This window comes from Streptomyces xanthophaeus, assembly GCF_030440515.1.
Taxonomy (GTDB): domain Bacteria; phylum Actinomycetota; class Actinomycetes; order Streptomycetales; family Streptomycetaceae; genus Streptomyces; species Streptomyces kutzneri.
Genome location: NZ_CP076543.1, coordinates 4,996,983 through 5,017,611, shown reverse-complemented (window position 1 = coordinate 5,017,611; position 20,629 = coordinate 4,996,983). Strand labels below are relative to the sequence as shown.

Genomic DNA, 20,629 nt, shown 5'->3' with positions numbered 1-20,629 from the left:
CCGGTCGTCATCGGGTCAGGACGGAGAGGTCCTGGGCGGCCTTGGGGACCGAGACGGTGGAGTGGTCGTCGGAGAAGCCCTGGACGGTGAACATCGCGATGCCCTCGTGCGGGAGGGACAGGGTGCGGGCCGCGTGGACCGGGCCGCCCGAGAGGGTCTCGACGGTGAGGGCGTAGGAGCCCTTGCCGCCCGCGGGGGCCAGGGAGAGCGTCTGTGTGGTGCCCGCCTTGACGGTGACCTCCTGGGAGGCCGCCTCGCCGCCGCCGGTGCCCGGCGAGGCGGTGACCTTGACCTTCGCGTCGGCTGCCGGAGCGGTCAGGGCCAGCAGGGTGGTGTTCTCCTCCGGCCGGTTGTCGGCCACGGTCGCCCGTGCCCCGACCGGCCCGGTGGCAGGGATGAAGCCGATCTCCTGCTTGGCGCCGCTGCCGCGGACCACCCGTACCGCCGCGACGACCGGGGCGGACTTCTTGGGGTCGGAGGGGGTCAGCAGGAGCGAGCCGGCCTCGCCGCGGGTCAGGTCCTTGAGGTCGACGGCCGCCGTCATACCGGCCTTGACGTGCAGCTGCTCGTTGCCCGCCGGGCTGATCGAGCCGCCGGGTGCGGCCAGGCGCACCTTCAGGTCCGCGTCCTCCTCGCCCGGTACGAAGACGACCAGCCGTACGGAGGCGGCGTCCGCCGGGATGCCCGGCAGGACGAGCGAGCCCGCCGGGTCGGCGGAGGCCGGCAGCCAGTCGGCGCCCACCGTCTCCTCGCCGACCTGCACCGATGCGCCCACCCGGCCCGCGCGGGTGGTCACGTGGGCGGTGGCGTCCGCGAGCTGGGCGCCCGGGACCAGGGTGGACAGCAGGACGGTCTTGGTGGACTTGGGGTCGACCCGGATGCTCTCGCTGGTGCCGGCGTCGGGCTTGGCCGGACCGTCCGGGCCGAAGAGCTTGATGTCGACGATGGCCGCGGCGTCGTCGGGGTTGGTGAGGTGGACGTAGTCCTCGCGTCCCTTGGCCGTGCTCACCGCGGGGAACCAGAAGTCGGTGCCGGGTGCGGTGCAGCCGACGCCGAGCACGCCGCGGGTCCGGCCGACCGAGACCTTGGTGGTCAGCTGCGCGGTCCAGCCGGGGGCGAGGATCCCGTCGGCGCTGCCGGTGAGGGCGGGTGCGTCGGCTCCGCTGGCGGTGGCCCCGAGGGGCTTGCCCGGCTCCTTGGGTTCCAGCACCGGCTTGGCGTCCTTGGTCGCGCCGAGCAACCGGGCCGAGCCCTTGCCCTCGCCGGCGGGCCCGCCGGGGGTGAAGGCCGTGTACGTGGTCTCGGCGATGTCCGAGGAGCTGGGCCCCGGGCACACCAGCAGGGACCGCTCCACCGGCATCCGGGCGGCGGCCGCCGCCTTGCCGTCGGCCGCCTTCCCGTCGGCGGCGGGTGCGGTGAGGGCGGCGACGCCGGTGAGGGCGGCCAGGGCCGCGGTCACCGCCGCCAGCGTCAGGGGTGCGCGCTGCTTCACTGCTGGTGGCTCCCGTCCGGGCGCTGGTCGTACGGCGGGTAGGGCTCGTACGGGTAGGTGTACTGCTGCTGGTCCGGGTCCTGGACCGGCTGGTGCTGGGGCTGCTGCGGGTAGGGGTCCTCGTAGGCCTGGCCGTTCTGCCCGCCCTGGCCGCCCTGCCCGCCGTGGCCGGCCTGCTGGCCGTACTGCGGGTACTGGTCGTACGGGGCCTGCTGCTGCGGCTCGTACGCGTAGCCGCCCTGGTCGCCGTAGGCCTGGTACGCGTAGCTGTCGTCGCCGTACACCGGCTGTGCCGGGATCTGCGCGTACGGGTCGGCGACCGCCGCGGTCTCCACCGGTACGGGGGCCGGTTCGGCCTCGGCGCGCAGCCGGCGGGCGCGGCGGCCCTCGCCGGCCTCGCCCGGGCCGGGCCGGTCCGGGAGCGCGGTCTCCTCGTCCGGCATGTCGTCGTCGAGTTCCGCGCGGCGGCCGGGCAGGGCCATCACCAGCAGGACCAGGGCGAGGAGGCCCTGGGCCCAGTACCAGGCGGTCTGCAGCAGGGAGTCCTCGTGGACGAGGTCGAGGCGGCCGCCGCCGGCGGGCAGTTCGAAGCCCTGCGCCCAGCCGTCGAGGGTCTTGGGCTTGAGTGGCTTGCCGTCGAGGGTGGCCTGCCAGCCTTCGTCGGCCCGGTCGGCGATGCGCAGGACGCGGCCCGCGTCACCGGCGGGGATCTTGCTGTGGGCCTCGACGGGTCCGGCGGCGACCGGGATCGGGGCCTCGCCCTGCTTGCCGGAGACGATGACCGCGCGAGGCAGCCAGGGTTCGACACCCCACAGGGCGGTGCCGTCCTGCTGGTGGCGGCGGCTGAGGCCCGGGGTGGCGTCGAGGACGCGGCGGATCTCCTCGGGGCCGCCGGGGCGGAACATCACGAAGCGGATGGCGAAGGCGCTGAGCTGGCTGGACTGGTCGGCGCCGGAGCCGGCGACGAGGTTGGAGACGACCTTGTCGAGGCGGGCGTCGCCACCGGTGCGGGCGGCGACCTCCGCGTCGCCGATGCGGCCGCCGGAGCCCCGGACGAGGCTGTAGGAGACGGTGGCGGGCGGGTCCAGGTCGAGGATCAGGGTGCGGGTCTGGTTGTCGTCGCCGCCCGCGTCCGCGACGAAGGCCGGGACCTGTACGGGGTCGCGGCGCTGCAGCGGGCCGTCGGCGCCGGCGAGCATCCAGGTGGCGGCGGCGACCAGCGGGCCTGCGGCGGCGGCCAGGGCGATGAGGGCGGCCAGCGGCTGGCGCCAGCCGAAGCTGCGGGCGGCCACGCGTTCCTTGGCTCCGTCGGCGCCGAGCGCGGCGGCCGTGAGCAGGGCGAGGCCGTAGACGAGGGTGGCGGGTCCGGCCCAGGCGGTGCGGTTGAGGACGACGGCCAGGAGCAGTCCGGCCAGGGCGGCGGCCCAGGCGGTGCGGACGGCGAAGGCGCGGTCGGTGCGCAGCAGGGCGGCCAGGGCGGCGAGGACGATGCCGGCGAGGACCGGTCCGGCGCCGGTGCCGGGGCCGCCGGGGCTGATGGCGAGCAGGCCGAGGGCGTCGGCGGAGCCGGCTCCGTAGGGCAGTCCGGCCTCGTGCAGGAGGCGGCCGGGGTGGGTGAGCAGGCCCAGCGACCAGGGGGCGAGCACGGCGAGCGGGACGGCGAGGGTGGCGAGCAGCCGCAGGCCGTACGCCTTCCAGTGCGCGCGCCGCAGGACCAGCGCACCGATGCCGAGGACGGCGGCCAGCGGCCATACGACGGGGGTGAAGGCGGTGGTGAGGGTGAGCAGCAGCGTGTACGTCCACACCGCGCGCCGGCCGCCCCGCCGGTCGGTGGCTTCCGCGCCGTCGGCGAGGTCGAAGGCGGCGACGGCGGAGCGGGCGAGGAGGGGGAGCACGACGGCGAGGACGGCGGTGCCGAGGCGGCCGCCGGCGAGGGCTCCGGTCACGGCCGGGAGGAAGGCGTAGGCGGTGGCCGCCCAGGCGCGCAGCAGCCGGGATTCGACGAGCGGCCGGGAGGCGAAGTAGGCGGTGAGGCCGGCGAGCGGGACGGATCCGACGAGCAGCAGGGTCAGGGCGGCCTGGGTGGAGCCGAACAGGAGGGTGGCGAGGGTGCCGAGGACGGCCAGGTAGGGCGGCGCGGAGGCGGTGGAGCCGGTGCCGACGGCGTGCCAGCCGTCGGTGTAGGCGGCCCAGAGTTCGGAGCCGCTGCCGGGGGCGGGCAGCAGGGCGCCGCCCATGAGGGAGCCACCGCCGATCAGGGCGCGGCAGGCGGCGAGGGAGACGACGGCCAGGACGGCGAGGAGGAGGGGCGCGGGGTTGCGTGCGAGCCGCTTGAGGCGGGCGAAGCGCTCGGTCTCCACCAGGTAGTCGCCGTCTTCGCCGGGGGCGTCGAGGACGCTGCCTCCGCCGTGCCGGCCCGCGGGGGCGGCGGCGGTGTCGCGGTCGCTGCCGAAGTAGCCGGCGAGCTGTTCCGCGTTGGCCCGCAGGGAGGCTCCCGGCGGGGGGAACAGCGGGCGCAGTTCGGCGGCGGGGACGGCGGGGCGGCGGCGGGCCCTGCGGGCGGCGAGGAGCCGGCCGGGGCGCAGGAGGGTGGCGAGCAGGCCGGTGAGTTCGTCGACGGCCTGGCCGGGGGCCTTGCCGATGAGGTAGGCGAGGGTGCGCAGCACGGTGCCGAGCAGGACGCGCAGCAGGACGTACGGCAGGGCGCGGCCGGAGCTGTTGGCGAGGATCGTGTAGACGGCGCCGGCCTTGTCGACGCGGTGCGGGCCGGCCGTGGTGCGTCCGGCGCAGTCGACGGTGCGGCGTTCGCGGGCGGCGGCCTCGGCGTGCCGCAGGACGGCGTCGGGGGCGACGAGGACGCTGTGGCCGGCGCTCTGGGCGCGCCAGCACAGGTCGACGTCGTCGCGCATCAGGGGCAGGCGCCGGTCGAAGCCGCCGAGCTCGTCGTAGACGTCGCGGCGGACCAGCATGCCGGCGGTGGAGACGGACAGGACCGGGCGGACCTGGTCGTGCTGGCCCTGGTCCTGTTCCCGGCGGTCGAGGCCGGTCCAGCGGCGGCCGCTGCGGGCGATGGTGACGCCGGCTTCGAGGAGCTGCTTCTTGTCGTACCAGCCGCGCAGTTTGGGGCCGATGACGGCGGCGTCGGGGTTTTCCTCGGCGACGCGGAGCAGTTCGGTGAGGGCGTCGGGTTCGGGGGCGCTGTCGTCGTGCAGGAGCCAGAGCCACTGGACGGGTTCGCCGTGGGGGAGGTCGGGCAGGTCGTACGTGTCGTCGCGCCAGGTGCGGCTGACGGGGTCCCAGCCGCTGGGGCGCTTGAGGTACGGGAGGTCCTCGGGGGTCAGGGTGCCCGCGGAGCGTGCGGCTTCGTCGACCGCGGTGCCGAAGCCGGTGCGGCGGGCGAGGTGCAGGACGTGGTCGTCGCCGAGGGCTTCGGTGAGCAGGCGCGCGGAGTCGTCGGCGCTGCCGGTGTCGGCGGCGACGTGGTTCTGCGCGGGGCGTTCCTGGCCGAGGAGGCCGGCGAGTGTCCGGGGCAGCCAGCGGGCGCCGTCATGGGCGACGAGGACCGCGGTGACGACGTGCCGGGGGAACTCGGGTGTGGCTGGGGCCTGGTAGGAGGCCGTCGACTGGCTGTGCAGGGACATCGCGGTACGGGCCCTCCGGCCGGGGGTCCGGGGGTGGTGTGCCCTCGGAGGCTGCTGGACAGCGCCCCACCCTAACGGCTGCCAAGACAGCGGTCCGCCTCCTGCGGGGAAGGTGCAGGAGGCGGACCGTGTGCCGTGCTGTGTGTCGCGCTCGTCGTCCCGGCCGGCGCGCTGTCCGTCATGGGTCGAAGTGCGCTCTGTGGTGTGTCCCGTGGTGCGTGCTGCGGTGCGTTCCGTGGTGCGTGCTGCGGTGCGTTCGATATGTCGTGCGATGTGCGGTAGGTGCCTGACCGGTGGTGCGTCGGCCGTTTCAGACCGCTGCCTTTTTCAGGCGGCGGCGTTCCCGCTCGGACAGACCGCCCCAGATGCCGAATCGCTCGTCGTTGGCGAGGGCGTACTCAAGGCATTCGGAGCGGACTTCGCAGGCGAGGCAGACCTTCTTGGCCTCGCGGGTGGAGCCGCCCTTCTCGGGAAAGAAGGACTCGGGGTCGGTCTGGGCGCACAGAGCGCGCTCCTGCCACCCGAGCTCTTCGTCCGCCTCCTCGACCAGCAGTTCCTGAAACAGCTCGGTCATGTGCGCCCCTCGCTCTGTCTGTGCGTCCCCGTGACGATGTCGTCACTGATTGCTACGTAACGACACGAGTGAAATTACAAGTGCGTGGCTCCGGGGCAGTCAAGCCGAGATCTGCTATTGGGCCCCTTATTCACTCTGCGGAACCAAGCCTATGCAGAAAGTGTTCATATCGCCAAAAATCGTGACACATGCCACCGGCGCCACAGGATGCCGCCTTTACCCGTATTCCACGTGCCACCTCCGGGCAGGGTTGCGGTCCGGCCGGAGAAGCGGCGCAGATCACATTCAGGTCACGGAAGTCGGGATCGGGTTTGAGCGCCGACACAGCGCCACATCCCCTGCCGCACAGTGCACAAACCTTTCTCCGGGCACGGTAACCGGATGAGGTGAAACTTTTACCCCAAACCGGACATTGGGTTGACAGTCAGGCCCCCGAGCCGTTCTCCTTGTTTGCATGTCAGCGCCCGCAGCCACCACCCGGACCCCCATTCGTGGGTTCCTGTGCGCTGCCCAGGTTCGCTGTTGCTGTTGCAGCTGTTGATGCCCGCGGAGCCCCGGCTCCTCAGAGCTCCGGCCCGTCCCCGCAGCAACCGCCAGCACGACTGACATCCGTCGAGGTACCCCCCACGATGAACAGCACGAACAGCGCCACCCCCACCGCTTCCGCCGCTCCCGTCGCTCCCGCGACGGTCGAGAGCGACCTCCAGATCGCCGGCGACATCCTCGCCGTCCAGCACCTCCTCCAGCCCGCCCGTGAACACCCGGCCACCGTCGCCGAGTTCGCCGGGCTCGCCCGCTCCATCGCCGAGGACCGCGCCTCCTGGGAGCACCTCGTCGAGTACGACGCCACCACCCGCTGGTACCACCGGCTGCGCACCGGCCCCGGTTACGAGGTCTGGCTGCTCAGCTGGGTCCCCGGCCAGGGCAGCGGCCTCCACGACCACGGCGCCTCCTCCGGCGTCATGACCGTCCTGGAGGGCGAGCTCACCGAGCACACCCCCCGCGGCCGCACCACCCACCGCCCCGGCACCCAGCGCGTCTTCGCCCCCGGCTACGCCCACGAGGTCGTCAACGACACCCTCGACGGCGCGGTCAGCCTGCACGTCTACTTCCCCGGCCTGACCGAGATGCCGATGCACAGCTGCTCCCCGGCCGAAACCGCGTCCGTACCGGCCTGACGTCGATCGGCCTGACAGTCCCACCCGTCGCCCGACCACCACCCCTCGCCGACAGCCTTCGGCTGACAGACTGTCTGCATGCGCATTGTTGTTCTGGCCGGCGGTATAGGCGGCGCCCGGTTCCTGTCCGGACTCAAGTCGGCGGTGCCCGACGCGGACATCACGGTCATCGGCAACACCGGTGACGACATTCACCTCTTCGGGCTCAAGGTCTGCCCCGACCTGGACACGGTGATGTACACCCTCGGCGGTGGCATCAACGAGGACCAGGGCTGGGGCCGCTCCGACGAGTCCTTCACCGTCAAGGAGGAACTCGCGGCGTACGGGGTCGGACCCACCTGGTTCGGCCTCGGCGACCGCGACTTCGCCACTCACATCGTGCGTACGCAGATGCTCGGCGCGGGCTACCCGCTGAGCGCCGTCACCGAGGCCCTCTGCGACCGCTGGCAGCCCGGCGTACGGCTCCTGCCCATGTCCGACGACCGGGTCGAGACCCACGTCGCGATCACCGAGGCCGGCACCGGGGAACGCCGCGTCATCCACTTCCAGGAGTACTGGGTCCGGCTGCGCGCCTCGGTGGACGCGGAGGCGGTCGTACCCGTCGGAGCCGAGCAGGCCAAGCCCGCCCCCGGTGTGCTGGAGGCCATCGCCGCCGCCGACGTGATCATCTTCCCGCCGTCCAACCCCGTGGTCTCGGTCGGCACGATCCTCGCCGTCCCCGGCATCCGGGACGCCGTGGCCTCCGCCGGGGCGCCCGTCGTGGGCCTCTCCCCCATCGTCGGGGGCGCGCCCGTGCGCGGGATGGCCGACAAGGTGCTCGCCGCGGTGGGTGTCGAGTCCACCGCCGCCGCGGTCGCCCTGCACTACGGGACCGGGCTGCTGGACGGCTGGCTCGTGGACACCTCGGACGCGGACGCCGTCGCGGAGGTCGAGGCCGCCGGGATCACCTGCCGCGCGGTGCCGCTGATGATGACCGACGTGGAGGCCACGGCCGAGATGGCCCGCGCCGCACTGGAGCTGGCGGAGGCCTCCCGGTGACGCGGGTGCCCGCGTACGAGGTGCGGGCGCTCGACGGGATCCCGGAGGTCAGGCCGGGCGACGACCTGGCGAAGCTGATCACGACCGCCGCTCCCGACCTGCGCGACGGAGACGTCCTGCTGGTCACTTCGAAGATCGTCTCCAAGGCCGAGGGCCGGATCGTGGAGGCCGACTCGCGCGAGGCCGCGATCGACGCCGAGACCGTACGGGTCGTCGCGCGCCGGGGTCCGCTGCGGATCGTCGAGAACCGGCAGGGCCTGGTGATGGCCGCGGCCGGTGTGGACGCCTCCAACACCGCCCCCGGCACCGTACTGCTGCTGCCCGAGGACCCGGACGGCTCGGCCGCCGCGATCCGCGCCGGGGTGCGCGACACCCTGTCCGTGGACGTGGGCGTGGTCGTGACGGACACCTTCGGGCGGCCGTGGCGCACCGGACTGACGGACGTGGCGATCGGCTCGGCCGGTGTGCGGGTCCTGGACGACCTGCGCGGCGGCACGGACGCGCACGGCAATCCGCTGAGCTCGACGGTGGTGGCGACCGCCGACGAGCTGGCCGCCGCCGGTGACCTGGTCAAGGGCAAGGCGGCCGGGCTGCCGGTGGCGGTCGTGCGCGGGCTGGCCCACGTCCTGGGCGAGGGCTCCTCGGCCCGGGACCTGGTGCGCTCCCCCGCCGACGACATGTTCCGGCTGGGCACCTCGGAAGCGGTACGGGAAGCCGTGACGCAGCGCCGTACGGTACGGGCCTTCACCGCGGAGCCGGTGGACCCGGGCGCGGTGCGGCGGGCGGTGGCGGCGGCCGTGACGGCCCCGGCCCCCCACCACACGACGCCGTGGCGGTTCGTCCTGCTGGAGTCCGAGGCCTCACGGGTGCGGCTGCTGGACGCGATGCGGGACGCGTGGGTCGCGGACCTGCGGGCGGACGGCAAGTCCGAGGAGTCCGTGGCGAAGCGGGTGCGGCGCGGGGACGTGCTGCGGGCCGCCCCGTACCTGGTGGTGCCGTGTCTGGTGACGGACGGCGCGCACCACTACGGGCACGCCCGGCGGGACACGGCGGAGCGGGAGATGTTCGTGGTCGCGATGGGCGCGGGCGTGCAGAACCTGCTGGTCGCGCTGGCCGGGGAGCGGCTGGGGTCGGCGTGGGTGTCTTCGACGATGTTCTGCCGGGACGTGGTGCGGGAGGTGCTGGAGCTGCCGCAGGACTGGGACCCGATGGGAACGGTGGCGGTGGGACACCCGGCGGCGGCCCCGGCGGACCGGCCGGGGCGCTCCGCGGCGGACTTCATCGAGGTTCGCTGAGCCTTCGGGCCGGACGCGTCAGAGGCGGCCGATGTCACCGCGCGGCATACGGGGCGTGCGGCGGGGCGGGGACTGGCCCGCGAGGAGGATGAGGCGGGCGGCACGGTGGCGCTGCCCGGCGTACGGGGCGAGGAGCTCCAGCATGGCCGCGTCGTCGGTGTCGCGGTCCCCGACGAGGGCGTAGCCGATGATGCCGGGGAGGTGGAGGTCTCCCGTGGTCACGGCGTCGGGGTCGCCGTTGCTGCGCTGGAGGGTTTCGGCGGAGGTCCACGGGCCGATGCCGGGGACGGCCTCCAGCCTTCGTACGGCCTCGGCCGGGGGCATGGCCGCGGCCTCCTCCAGGCGGTTCGCGACGCGGGCGGCCCGGACGATGGTGGCGGAACGCTTGGCGTCGACGCCGGCCTTGTGCCAGTCCCAGGACGGGATCATGGCCCAGGTGCGGGCGTCGGGCACGACGCAGAGGTCCTGCGGCCCGGGCGCGGGCTCGCCGTACTGCCTCACGAGCCGGCGCCAGGAGCGGTAGGCCTCGTCGGAGGTGACCTTCTGCTCCAGGATCGTGGGGATCAGGGATTCGAGGACCAGGCCGGTACGGGTGAGGCGCAGGCCGGGACGGCGGCGGTGGCTGGCGTGCACGAGGCGGTGGCGGGGGACGAAGGCGGCGGGGTCGTCGCCGGCGCCGAGGAGCACGGGGAGCTGTTCGAGGAACCAGTCGGCGCCGGGGCCCCAGGCCTCGGCGTGCACCTGCTCGCCCGCGCGGGCCACGCGGAGGGTGGCCGGGCCCTGCGGGGTACGGGCGGTGCGCCAGACCGAGCCGTCGGGGGTGGTGCGGAAGGTGGGGTCGGCGGGGCCGCGCCTGAGGGGGCCGAGGGTGAGTCCGAGGTCCAGGGGACCGTCGGGGGCCCAGTGGCGTTCCTTGGCTCCGGCGCCGGCGGTGCCGCCCGGGCCCGCGGGGACGTCGGTGCGGCCGCCGCGCACGGCGGTACGGGTGAGGGGATCGAAGCGGCCGGCCATGCGTCGAGCGTAGCCCTGCCGGATGCTCCGCCGGTTCCCGCGCCTCGATCTCCCCCGGCCACCGCTGGGAGGTGCCCCCTGGCGAGGCTCGAAGACCGGGGCTCCGCCCCGGACCCCGCTCCTCGAACGCCGGAGGGGCTGGAAGGGGCGGAGCCCCCGGGGGCCGAGGCCCGGGGACGGGGCCGCACGTATCCGGCCTGCGGACCGCCGGAGGCTAAGGGCGGCCCTGGAGTTTTGCCGAGGCCTTGCGGGTGGCGCCCAGCTTGCCGTAGAGCTTCGTGCCCGGGCACTGGGTGGCGAAGCCGTCCCGGTGGCCGGAGATGACGTTCATCGACACCTTCTTGCCCTTGGGGTAGCGGTTGCCCCCGCCCGACGTCAGGGTGGTCTTCGCGCGCGGGTCCCGGCCGAAGAGGCCGAGCTTCCAGGCCGTGAGGCGCGCGACCGCGTCGACCGCCACCGCGGGCGGGGCCGAGGAGGTGAAGGTGCCCAGCACCGCGACGCCCATGCTGTTGGTGTTGAAGCCCATCGTGTGCGCGCCGAGGACCGCCTTGGAGACGCCGCCCGCGCGGCCCTCGTAGACCGTGCCGCACTTGTCGACGGCGAAGTTGTAGCCGAAGTCCCGCCAGCCGCTGCTGATCACGTGGTAGCGGTACAGGCTGCGCAGGACCGCGGGGGCGTCCTTGCAGGCGTAGTTGTTGCCGGAGGCGGTGTGGTGGACGAAGGCCGCCTTGACGGTGCTCGTGTAGACGAAGCCCGACTCGCGCAGGCTCTCGTCCGCGCCCCAGCCCTTGCGGGTGACGATCCGCGGGCGCGGACCGATGTACGGGGCGGCCGCGGCGGTCAGCTCGCCGTCGCTCGCGAAGATCGCGTCGGCGGTGGAGTCGGCCTTGTCGAGTGCGGTGATCTCGTTCGCGCCGAGCGAGGCGTGCGGGACGTTCGCGGCGGAGGACTCCGCCGTCTCCATCGTCATGGCGGGCACCGCCACCTCGCCCTTGCCGTCGCCGTCGGGGCCGGTGTTCTTGCCGTCGGAGCCCGCGGCGGGGGTCTCCGCGCCCGGGTCGACGAGCTCGATCCGCATACCCGTGGGCAGCCGGGAGGGGGCGCGGGTGGCCGGGGCGCCGGATTCGGCCTGGACGCGGACCTCCACGGCGTCGGACTCGCCCACCCACAGCGGGGCGGTGGCGCCGCGGATCCGGCCGGAGCCGCGTTCCGCCGCGTCGGGGTCGGCGGCGTGCTCGCCGTTGTGGGTCTCGACGTCCTGCCAGTCCGACCAGGTGGCGGTCCGGGTGGAGCGGGTCCGCACCTGGACCCTGCCGTGCAGTTCGGTGGCCGCGTCGTCCCAGACCACACCGACCAGCGAGAACGTCTTGACCTCGCGTGCGGTCAGGCCCTGCGTCTCGGGGCGGCTCGGGGAGGCGCTCATTCCGGGGACTCCGGGCGCCCGCGTCGCCGAGGGTCCCAGCGGGACGAGCGGCAGCGATTGGGTGGAACCGGCGGGGGTTACGGGGGCGGTCTCGGCCAGGGCGGGGGTGGGGAGCGCGAGGGGCAGGGCCAGTACGGCGGCCGTCGCGACGCCGATCGAGGAAGCAAGGAATCCACGCATGAAAAGGATGGTGAGCACGCGGATCGCCCGGCGCCATCCGAGAACTGACGCTCCGTCCGCCCCGCCACGCGTACCCCTCCCCCGTACGGAGGAGCCGGCGGCCCCCGTACGGGGGACGGGCCCGCGTACGCTGTGCCGGGTGAACGCCACTGACCGCACCCCTGCCGACCTGCTGCGATCCGCGCTCGCCGCCGATCCGGGCCGCCCGCTCGTCACCTTCTACGACGATGCCACCGGCGAGCGCGTCGAATTGTCCGTCGCGACCTTCGCCAATTGGGTGGCCAAGACCGCCAATCTGCTCCAGGGCGACCTGGGGGCCGAGCCCGGGGACCGGCTCGCTCTGATGCTGCCGGCGCACTGGCAGAGCGCGGTGTGGCTGCTCGCCTGCGCCTCCGTCGGGGTCGTCGCCGAGGTGGGCAGGGATCCGGCGGACGCGGATCTCGTCGTCAGCGGGCCGGACACCCTGGAGCGGGCCCTGGCGTGCGGCGGTGAGCGGGTGGCGCTCGCGCTGCGGCCGCTGGGCGGCCGGTTCCCGCAGCCGCCGGCCGGGTTCGCGGACTACGCGGTGGAGGTGCCGGGGCAGGGTGACCGCTTCGCGCCCTTCGTGCCGGTGGATCCCGAAGGTCCGGCGCTGGTCGTCGGTGGCGAGGAGCTCACGCACACGGCGCTGGTGGCCCGTGCCCGCGAGGACGCGGCGAAGCTCGGCCTCGGCGAGGGCTCGCGGGTGCTGACCGGGCTCGGCTACGACACCTGGGACGGGCTCTCGGCCGGGCTGTACGCCGCGCTGGCCGCCGGCGGGTCCGTGGTGCTGTGCCGGAACCTGGACCGGCTCCCGGCGGACGGGCTGGCCCAGCGCAGCGAGAGCGAGCGCGTCACCCACACCGTCTGATCGCCGCCCGGAGGCCTGTCACTCACACTGGTGAAAGGCAGGTACGGGCGATTTGTCACCCGTACGGCTCTAGACAGACCCCCGCCCCCGAGCTGCTCCGGCGTCCCGGGGGCAGCATCGGCAGTGGCCGTGCTCACCCGTACGGCCGACGGCCCGCAGTCGTAGCGGCGAGGGGACGGACGCCAGTGACGGACAGCGCAGGCATACCGGGCGGCACCGGCGCGGCCGGGTCCGCGGGGCGCCCCCCGCGCACCCGCGGGCGCCGGCGCCGGCTGCTGCGCTGGATCGGCCTCGGGGCGGCCTTCCTGGTCCTGGCGGGCACGGCCACCGGCTGGTGGCTCTACAACAAGCTCGACGGGAACATCACCGAGGACACCTCGGCCGCGGCCGAGCTGCGGCGCTACGACCGCGAGCGCCCGGCGCACCTGGCCACCGGGGCCCAGAACATCCTGCTGATCGGCTCGGACTCGCGCTCCGGCAAGGACAACGCCAAGTACGGTCAGGACGGGGGCACCCAGCGCTCGGACACCACGATCCTGCTGCACCTGCCGCAGGACCGCAGGAGCGCGACCGCGGTGTCGATACCCCGGGACCTGATGACGGACATCCCCTCCTGCCGGCAGGTGGACGGGAGCCGCACCGCCGAGCGGTTCGCGCAGTTCAACTGGGCGTTCCAGTGGGGCGGGGCCGCCTGCACGATCCGTACGGTGGAGAAGCTGACCGGGATCCGCGTCGACCACCACATGGTGATCGACTTCGGCGGGTTCAAGAAGATGGTCAACGCCATCGGCGGGGTGGAGGTCTGCCTCAAGGAGCCGGTGAACGACGCCGAGGCGAAGCTGCGGCTCGCCGCCGGGCGCCAGACGCTGCGGGGCGAGCAGGCCCTGGGCTACGTCCGCGCCCGCCACAGCCTGGGCAACGGCAGCGACACCGAACGCATGGACCGCCAGCAGCAGTTCCTCGGTTCGCTCGTCAAGAAGGTGCAGAGCAACGGGGTGCTGCTGAATCCGGCGCGGCTGTACCCGCTGCTGGACGCGGCGACCTCCTCGGTGACCACGGACCCGGGACTGGCCTCGCTGCGCGGCCTGTACGAACTCGTGCGGGGCATGCGCGACATCCCGACCGATCAGGTCAAGTTCCTGACGGTGCCTCGCAAGCCGTACGCACCCGACCCGAACCGGGACGAGCTGGTCGAGCCCGACGCGGAGCGGCTGTTCCAGCAGCTGAGGACGGACAAGCCGGTCACGGTCGCCCCGCCGGAGCCCACGCCGAGCGCAGCCGCGGCCGAGGGCCGGGGGGCGGGCACGGAGGTGGGTCAGGACACGGACTCCACCGACGAGGGAACCGTCACACCTCAGGTACCCGTCCCTACTTTCACCGGAACCACTGCAGGTAACGCCGACTGCCGGTAAAGCAATCCCAAAAGCCGGTGCCCGAACCGAGCAGGATGGGCGGTTCACCCCGTTATAAGGGGAGTGGAATTTGTCACCAGCATGGTTTGCCGCCGAACAGGGCGGATAGGGTGAGCGATCCGGTGCCCGGCCGGACCAGAGGCGGGCACCAGCAGCCGGATCGTTGACCGTGCGCCTGGGGGAGGCGCGTCGCGAGGCACCGACGGAGGATTCGAGCAACCGTGGATGCGCAAAGCCGTGGGCGGGCGGACGAGATCGACCCCGCAGACCAGTGGGTACTCAATCCCCGCACCGGCAACTACGAACTGCGACTGGCCGACTCCGCCGCGCAAGCGCGGCCCAAGGTCACCGCGCCCCGCAGATCACCGTCTGCTCCTTCAACCCCTACCGCCCCCTCCCCCGGCGTACCGAAGCCGCGGCGCGGCGACCCGCCGCCCGGCGGCCGGCGCGGCGGACGCTCCCGCAAGCTCGGCGGCGGAGGCCGTAAGAAGGCGCTGGCCATCACCGGGGGCACGCTGGCGTTCCTGCTGGTCGGCGGTTCCGTGGCGGCGTACCTCTACTACAACCACCTGAACGGCAACCTCAGCGTCACCGACGTGGCGGGCGCGGGCACCGGCGGTTTCAAGAAGGACCAGCCGATCAACATCCTGGTCATCGGAACCGACAAGCGCACCGGCGCGGGCAACGAGAACTACGGGGACAAGGACAGCGTCGGCCACGCCGACACCACGATCCTGTTCCACGTCTCGAAGGACCGGACCAACGCGACCGCGCTGTCCATCCCCCGCGACCTGATCACCAACATCCCGGCCTGCCCGACGAAACAGCCGGACGGATCGACGAAGACGATCGCACCCTCCAAGGGCACCCGCTTCAACACCAGCCTGGGCCAGGAGGGCCGCGACGCGGGCTGCACCATGCGAACGGTCAAGGAACTCACCGGCATCGAGGTCGACCACTTCATGATGGCCGACTTCAACGCCGTCAAGACGCTGAGCACGGCGGTCGGCGGAGTGCCGGTGTGCCTGGCCAAGCCCGTCAACGACGAGGAGGGTTCCCACCTCAAGCTGGACGCCGGCGAACACCGCCTGGAGGGCGAACAGGCCCTCGCCTTCGTCCGCACCCGGCACGGCTTCGGCAACAACAGCGACCTCGACCGGATCAGGATCCAGCAGCAGTTCCTGGGTTCGATGATGCGTGAGATGAAGTCGAAGGAGACGCTGACCAGCCCCAAGAAGTTCCTCTCCCTCGCGGAGGCCGCCACCAAGTCGCTGGGTGTGGACTCGGGGATCGGGTCCATCGGCAAACTCACCGATCTGGCCGGTGAGTTGAAGGGCATCGACACGAAGAACATCACCTTCACCACCCTCCCGGTGCTCGACAACCCGGCCGAACCGGAAGGCAAGAAGGCGACCGTCGTCGTCGATCACGCCCTGGCCGATCCGCTGCTGCAGATGATCCGGGGGGACGTCTCGCTCACGGAGGTCGAGAAGAAGGAACAGGCCGCCAAGGAGGCGGCCGACGCGGACACGAAGGCAAAGCAGGACGCGCTGCTCCAGGGCAACCGCGCAACCGCGGCGGACGTACGGGTGAGCATCTACAACGGCGGCGGCCCCAAGGGCGCCGCCTCCACGACGGTGAACTGGCTGCAGAACAGCAAGGGCGTGTCCAAGTCCAGCAACGTCGGCAACGCGCCCGCGAAGGTCGGCGCCACGCAGCTGGAGTACGCCCCCAACCAGGCCGACCAGGCCCGGGCGTTGGCCGACATCATGGGCCTGCCCGCGACAGCGCTGAAGGTGGGGACGGCGGACGCCCCGGCGAAGACCCCGATGAAGCTGACGCTGGGTCCGGACTTCGACAAGCCGGGCGCCCCGCTGGCGCCCCCGGTGCCCCAGCAGCTGCCCGAGGACGTGCAGCAGGCGCAGGCCGACAAGGCCGTCTGCGCCAAGTAGCAGGAATGGCCGGTGACACCGGCACTCCGTTGACCAAGAAGGACCTTGAGGGGGACGTGTGAGGCGCAGCAGCGTGCGAGGGGAGGGGGCGAACGCCCAGGCCGCCGGGGAGATACCCGGCGGCGGGGCGGGCGCGTCCGGCACGGTGCCCCCACAGCGGGGCGGCTCCGGTGCGGCCCGCCGGGCGGGCGGCGGACCTACCCGCAGACAGGGCCGGCGGCGCGTGCTGCGCTGGACGGCCTCCGTGCTGTCCCTGCTGATACTCGGGACGGCGGCCGCCGGATACCTGTACTACCGCCATCTGAACGGCAGCATCCACACGGACGAACTGAACCTCGGCGAGACCAAGCTGGGCGGGTCCAAGCCCAACGCCTTCGGGCAGACCCCGCTGAACATCCTGCTGATCGGCTCCGACGCGCGCGACGACGAGGCCAACCAGTCGCTCGGCGGGGCCACGGACACCTTCGGCGGCCCGCCGCTGGCGGACGTGCAGATGCTGCTGCACCTGTCCGCGGACCGCAGCAACATGTCGGTGGTCTCGATGCCGCGCGACACGATCCTGATGATGCCCAAGTGCACCGAGCCGGGCGGCAAGGTGCACCCCGCCAGCAAGGGCCTCGTGCAGACCAACGAGTCCCTGCAGCGCGGCGGTCCGGGTTGCACGGTCGCCACCTGGCAGGAGCTGACCAAGATCCCCATCGATCACTTCATGATGATCGACTTCAAGGGTGTGGTCTCGATGGCGGACGCCATCGGCGGCGTCCCCGTCTGCGTCGAGGAGAACATCCACTCCCGCACCCGTGAGGGCAAGGGCTCCGGCCTGAAGCTGCCGAAGGGCACGAGCGTCATCCAGGGCGAGCAGGCCCTGCAGTGGCTGCGCACCCGCTACGGCTTCGAGGACGGCACGGACATCGGCCGCACCCACGCCCAGCACCAGTACATGACGTCGATGGCCCGCGAGTTCCGCAAGAACGCCAAGCTCACCAACCCGGTGAAGCTCAACAGCCTGGCGCAGGCGGCGATCGATGCCATGGTCGTGGACAACGGCCTGAACAAGATCGACAAGCTGTACGACCTGAGCATGGAGCTCAAGAAGGTGCCCCCGGGCCGGATCACCATGACCACCATGCCGTGGGTGTACAGCACCAGGCCCGGCATGGACGGCCGGGTCGAGCCCATGGCGGGCGAGGCCGAGGCCGTGTTCCGGATGATCCGCGAGGACATCGCGCTCGACGGCAAGGGCTCCGGAACCCAGGAGGGCGGCGCATCCCCCTCACCGGGCGCCTCCGCGGCTCCGGGCACACCCGACACCCCGACCACGGCTCCGAGCACGGCCCCGAGCACGGCCCCGGCCGCGGCTCCCGCGAAGATCGTGGTCACCGTCCGCAACGCCACGGGCGGCAAGGACGGCGCCGAGACCCGGGTCAAGAACCGTGCGAACGACGTGGCCGCGGTGCTGACCGGCAAGGGCTTCACCAAGGCCGCCGCCGACACCCAGACCGGCGCCGAGGACACCACGGTCGTCCGCTACGCCACGGACGCCCAGGCGGCCGACGCGGGCGCCGTGGCCACCGCCCTGGGCCTGCCCGCCACCTCGGTGCAGAAGTCCGAGGAGGTCCCCGGGATCACCCTGTTCGTCGGCAAGGACTGGCGGACGGGCAGCGCGCCGACCCCGCCGCCGCCCGCCCCGACCGTGGCCCCGACCTCCGCCCACGCGCTCAACGGCGACAACGAGGGCGCCTGCATGGCGGTCCAGCCGGGCTTCACCTGGTAGCACGCACGCGAAAGGGGCCCGGCACGGCGGCTGCGTCGGTACGCAGCCTCCGGGCCGGGCCCCTTTCGTACGTCTCAGACCTGCGAGGGGTCCCGGTGCACGGCCGGACGGCGGCTCGCGATGACCTTGTCCGCCAGGGCCCGCGGGCTGGTCAGGAAGCCGAATCCCCAGCTCAGGTGCATGGTCGCCAGGGCCACGGGGATCTGCGCCCGTGCCTTGATCCCGAGCCCCTTGCCCGCCGGTACCGAGCCCGCGGTGATCGCCGCGAGATAGCCGGCCGGAAGGACGAAGCCCAGGGGGCTGACGGTCACGCCCACGACCACACTCGCGGCGATCGCGCAGACGAGGGTCGGCGGGGCCAGGTAGCGCAGGTTGATGGAGCCCGAGTGGTAGCGGGCCACCACGTGCCGCCAGCGCCCGTAGTCCTTGTACTGCTTGGCCAGCGCCTTGACGGAGCGCCGCGGGCGGTACTGGACCATCAGCTCCGGCGAGAACCAGATCAGACCGCCGGCTTCGCGGATGCGGAAGTTCAGCTCCCAGTCCTGGGCGCGGATGAACTCCTCGTTGTAACCGCCCTGCTGTTCCAGCGCCTCGCGGCGGAAGACCCCGAGGTAGACGGTTTCGGCCGGTCCCGCCTGGCCGCCGGTGTGGAACGGTGCGTTGCCGACACCGATCTTCGAGGTCATCGCGGCGGCGACGGCCTCTTCCCAGGCGTTCTCGCCCTCGGCGTGCATGATGCCGCCGACGTTCTGGGCGCCGGTCTCCTCCAGGAGGCGGACGGCGGTGGCGATGTAGTTCGGCGACAGCATGCCGTGCCCGTCGACGCGCACCACGATCGGGTGACGCGAGGCCTGGATGGCGGCGTTGAGCGCCGCCGGGGTCCGGCCGGTGGGATTCGGGACGGTGTGGACTCGGGGATCCTCGGCGACGAGTTCTGCGGCGATCTCGTCGGTGCGGTCCGTGGACGGCCCGAGCGCGATCACCACCTCCATCTCGCCCGCGTACTCCTGTTCCAGGATGTGGCGGACGGAATCGCGGAGGTAGTGCTCCTCGTCGAGCACCGGCATGATCACCGAGACTGCGGGCTGCTGGGCGGGCATGTGGTCCTTCAAGGTCGGGTATCGGTGTCACGTTACCGCGTACGGGGGAACCGGTTGCGCGCCGAGCGACCGGTAAGGACAGCAGCTGATCGTATGGGCCTACTGTTCTGCCGAATCAGCTGATCCGGCCGGCCGGCCCGACCGGTCTCCCTGCTGCCCCGCGGAGGTGTCCACCGTGCCCCAGCCGCACCGTCCCGCCCGTCCCGAAGGGCCGCCACGGCCGCAGCGCGCGCGACGGGGCGGAGGCGGTCCTGCCCGGCACCGGGACGGGCGGCCCCGGTGGGGCGTACGGCTCGCGGCCGGGCTGTCGGTGGCGGTGCTCGGCTCCGGGGCCGTCGGGCACGCCGTGATGACCGGCCTGGACACCGGGATCGAGCGGGTGGACCCGTTCAAGGACATGAAGAACCGCCCGCAGGCCGGACACGGCCTCAACTTCCTGCTGGTGGGCACCGACGGGCGGGAGAAGATCTCCCCGGAGGAGAAGCGCGAGTACCGCCTGGGCGGCGCGCCCTGCCACTGCACGGACACGATCATGCTGGTGCACCTGTCGGCCGACAAGGAACGGGCCAGTGTGATCAGCCTGCCCCGCGACAGCTACGCCGAGGTGCCCGCGCACCGGGACCTCGTCACCGGCAAGGCGCACAAGGCGCATCCCGTACGGCTGAACGCGGCGTACGCGGAGGGCGGGCCCAACCTGACGGTGCGGACCGTGGAGAACATGACCCGGGTGAAGATCGACCACTACCTGGAGGTCGACTTCACCAGTTTCATGAAGACGGTCGACGCGATGGGCGGCGTGGAAATCTGCACGGCCAAGACCATGCGGGACCGCAACACCGGCCTCGACCTGCTGCCGGGCAGCCACCGCCTCAGCGGCGGACAGGCCCTGCAGTACGTGCGCTCGCGCCATGTCGACGGGGCCTCCGACCTCGGCCGGATGCAGCGCCAGCAGCGGTTCGTCGCCGCCCTGATCAAGCAGGCGACCGGGGGCGGGGTGCTGCTGAACCCGGTGAAGTTCAAGGAGGTCAGCTCCACCCTTCTCGGCTCCGTGCGGGCCGACAAGGACTTCGGCTCGGAGCAGATGCTGGCCCTCGGACAGGCGATGCGGGACTTCACCCCGTCCTCCTCGGAGTTCGCCTCGGTGCCCATCGGCAGCCCGTCCTTCCCCGTGAAGGGCATCGGGTCCACCGTGAAGTGGGACGAGCCGAAGGCGGCCAAGTTGTTCGAGGCGCTGCGCCAGGACCGGCCGCTGGCCCCGGCGCGGCCCGGGAAGGCCGAAGGAGGCCCGCCCGCGGCGGTGCCCGTGGACGTGCCGCCGCCCCAGGTCCGGGTCCAGGTGGAGAACGGCACCCGGATCGACGGCCTGGGCGGCCGGGTCGACGCCGCGCTGCGCGCCACCGGCTTCGACACCACCCAGGCCCCGGGCAACGGCGCCAGCCGCGAGGTCAAGCGCACGGTGATCACATACGACCCCCGCTGGGACCGCTCCGCCCGGTCGGTGGCGACCGCGCTGCCGGGCAGCGAACTGCGGGCGGTGGCGGGCCAGGGCCGGACGGTGCTGGTGGTCGCGGGCGCGGACTACCGCAAGGTGGTTCCGGTGCGCGCCGAGGACCCGTACCAGGGCACCTTCGGGGTGGTCACCGGCGACCAGGTGGTCTGCGGGGACTAGG

14 protein-coding genes are annotated in these 20,629 nt (G+C 73.0%); 8 read left to right on the top strand and 6 right to left on the bottom strand.

The window, feature by feature from the left end:
- Positions 1-7: 7 nt before the first annotated feature.
- The 3 genes from KO717_RS22255 to KO717_RS22245 all read right to left on the bottom strand — a co-directional run bounded on the left by KO717_RS22255 (position 8) and on the right by KO717_RS22245 (position 5,707).
- Entirely contained in the window at positions 8-1,492 is a 1,485-nt protein-coding gene (locus KO717_RS22255; RefSeq protein ID WP_301370650.1) for a DUF5719 family protein, read from the bottom strand.
- Positions 1,489-5,133 (bottom strand): glycosyltransferase family 2 protein, encoded by a 3,645-nt coding sequence (locus KO717_RS22250; protein WP_301370648.1) that lies wholly within the window; start codon positions 5,131-5,133, stop codon positions 1,489-1,491. Before KO717_RS22250 ends, KO717_RS22255 begins: the two co-directional genes overlap by 4 nt.
- A gap of 310 nt (positions 5,134-5,443) precedes the next feature.
- Positions 5,444-5,707: a WhiB family transcriptional regulator gene (locus tag KO717_RS22245; protein ID WP_003983763.1), complete on the bottom strand. Its 264-nt coding sequence runs from the start codon at positions 5,705-5,707 to the stop codon at positions 5,444-5,446.
- Between the two features lie 629 nt (positions 5,708-6,336).
- Between KO717_RS22245 and KO717_RS22240 the strand changes: the two genes are divergently transcribed.
- The 3 genes from KO717_RS22240 to KO717_RS22230 all read left to right on the top strand — a co-directional run bounded on the left by KO717_RS22240 (position 6,337) and on the right by KO717_RS22230 (position 9,218).
- Positions 6,337-6,885 carry a cysteine dioxygenase gene (locus KO717_RS22240; protein WP_301370594.1) on the top strand — a complete coding sequence of 183 codons (549 nt, stop codon included), beginning with the start codon at positions 6,337-6,339 and terminating at the stop codon, positions 6,883-6,885.
- 78 nt (positions 6,886-6,963) lie between these two features.
- Positions 6,964-7,923, top strand: a complete 960-nt coding sequence (cofD, locus tag KO717_RS22235) for a 2-phospho-L-lactate transferase (RefSeq protein ID WP_301370592.1) — start codon at positions 6,964-6,966, stop codon at positions 7,921-7,923.
- Positions 7,920-9,218, top strand: a complete 1,299-nt coding sequence (locus KO717_RS22230) for a coenzyme F420-0:L-glutamate ligase (protein WP_301370590.1) — start codon at positions 7,920-7,922, stop codon at positions 9,216-9,218. Before cofD ends, KO717_RS22230 begins: the two co-directional genes overlap by 4 nt.
- Before the next feature lie 18 nt (positions 9,219-9,236).
- Here the strand turns inward: KO717_RS22230 and KO717_RS22225 are convergent, their stop codons facing one another.
- Positions 9,237-10,229, bottom strand: coding sequence for a DNA-3-methyladenine glycosylase family protein (locus KO717_RS22225; protein WP_301370589.1), 993 nt, complete (start codon positions 10,227-10,229; stop codon positions 9,237-9,239).
- Between the two features lie 214 nt (positions 10,230-10,443).
- Entirely contained in the window at positions 10,444-11,832 is a 1,389-nt protein-coding gene (locus KO717_RS22220) for a peptidoglycan recognition protein family protein (protein ID WP_301370587.1), read from the bottom strand.
- A gap of 139 nt (positions 11,833-11,971) precedes the next feature.
- Between KO717_RS22220 and KO717_RS22215 the strand changes: the two genes are divergently transcribed.
- The 4 genes from KO717_RS22215 to KO717_RS22200 all read left to right on the top strand — a co-directional run bounded on the left by KO717_RS22215 (position 11,972) and on the right by KO717_RS22200 (position 17,859).
- Positions 11,972-12,721, top strand: coding sequence for a TIGR03089 family protein (locus tag KO717_RS22215; RefSeq protein ID WP_301370585.1), 750 nt, complete (start codon positions 11,972-11,974; stop codon positions 12,719-12,721).
- Between the two features lie 185 nt (positions 12,722-12,906).
- Entirely contained in the window at positions 12,907-14,133 is a 1,227-nt protein-coding gene (locus KO717_RS22210; protein ID WP_301370583.1) for an LCP family protein, read from the top strand.
- Positions 14,134-14,354: 221 nt separating this feature from the next.
- Complete coding sequence (locus KO717_RS22205) at positions 14,355-16,085, top strand: LCP family protein (protein WP_301370581.1); 1,731 nt, start codon at positions 14,355-14,357, stop codon at positions 16,083-16,085.
- A 58-nt stretch (positions 16,086-16,143) separates the two neighbouring features.
- Positions 16,144-17,859, top strand: a complete 1,716-nt coding sequence (locus tag KO717_RS22200; RefSeq protein ID WP_301370579.1) for an LCP family protein — start codon at positions 16,144-16,146, stop codon at positions 17,857-17,859.
- A 74-nt stretch (positions 17,860-17,933) separates the two neighbouring features.
- On the opposite strand, the gene KO717_RS22195 is transcribed toward KO717_RS22200, so the two are convergent.
- Positions 17,934-18,959 (bottom strand): glycosyltransferase family 2 protein, encoded by a 1,026-nt coding sequence (locus tag KO717_RS22195; RefSeq protein ID WP_301370577.1) that lies wholly within the window; start codon positions 18,957-18,959, stop codon positions 17,934-17,936.
- A gap of 166 nt (positions 18,960-19,125) precedes the next feature.
- On the opposite strand from KO717_RS22195, the gene KO717_RS22190 reads away from it, so the two are divergent.
- Positions 19,126-20,628, top strand: coding sequence for an LCP family protein (locus KO717_RS22190; protein ID WP_437184550.1), 1,503 nt, complete (start codon positions 19,126-19,128; stop codon positions 20,626-20,628).
- Position 20,629: the final 1 nt, after the last annotated feature.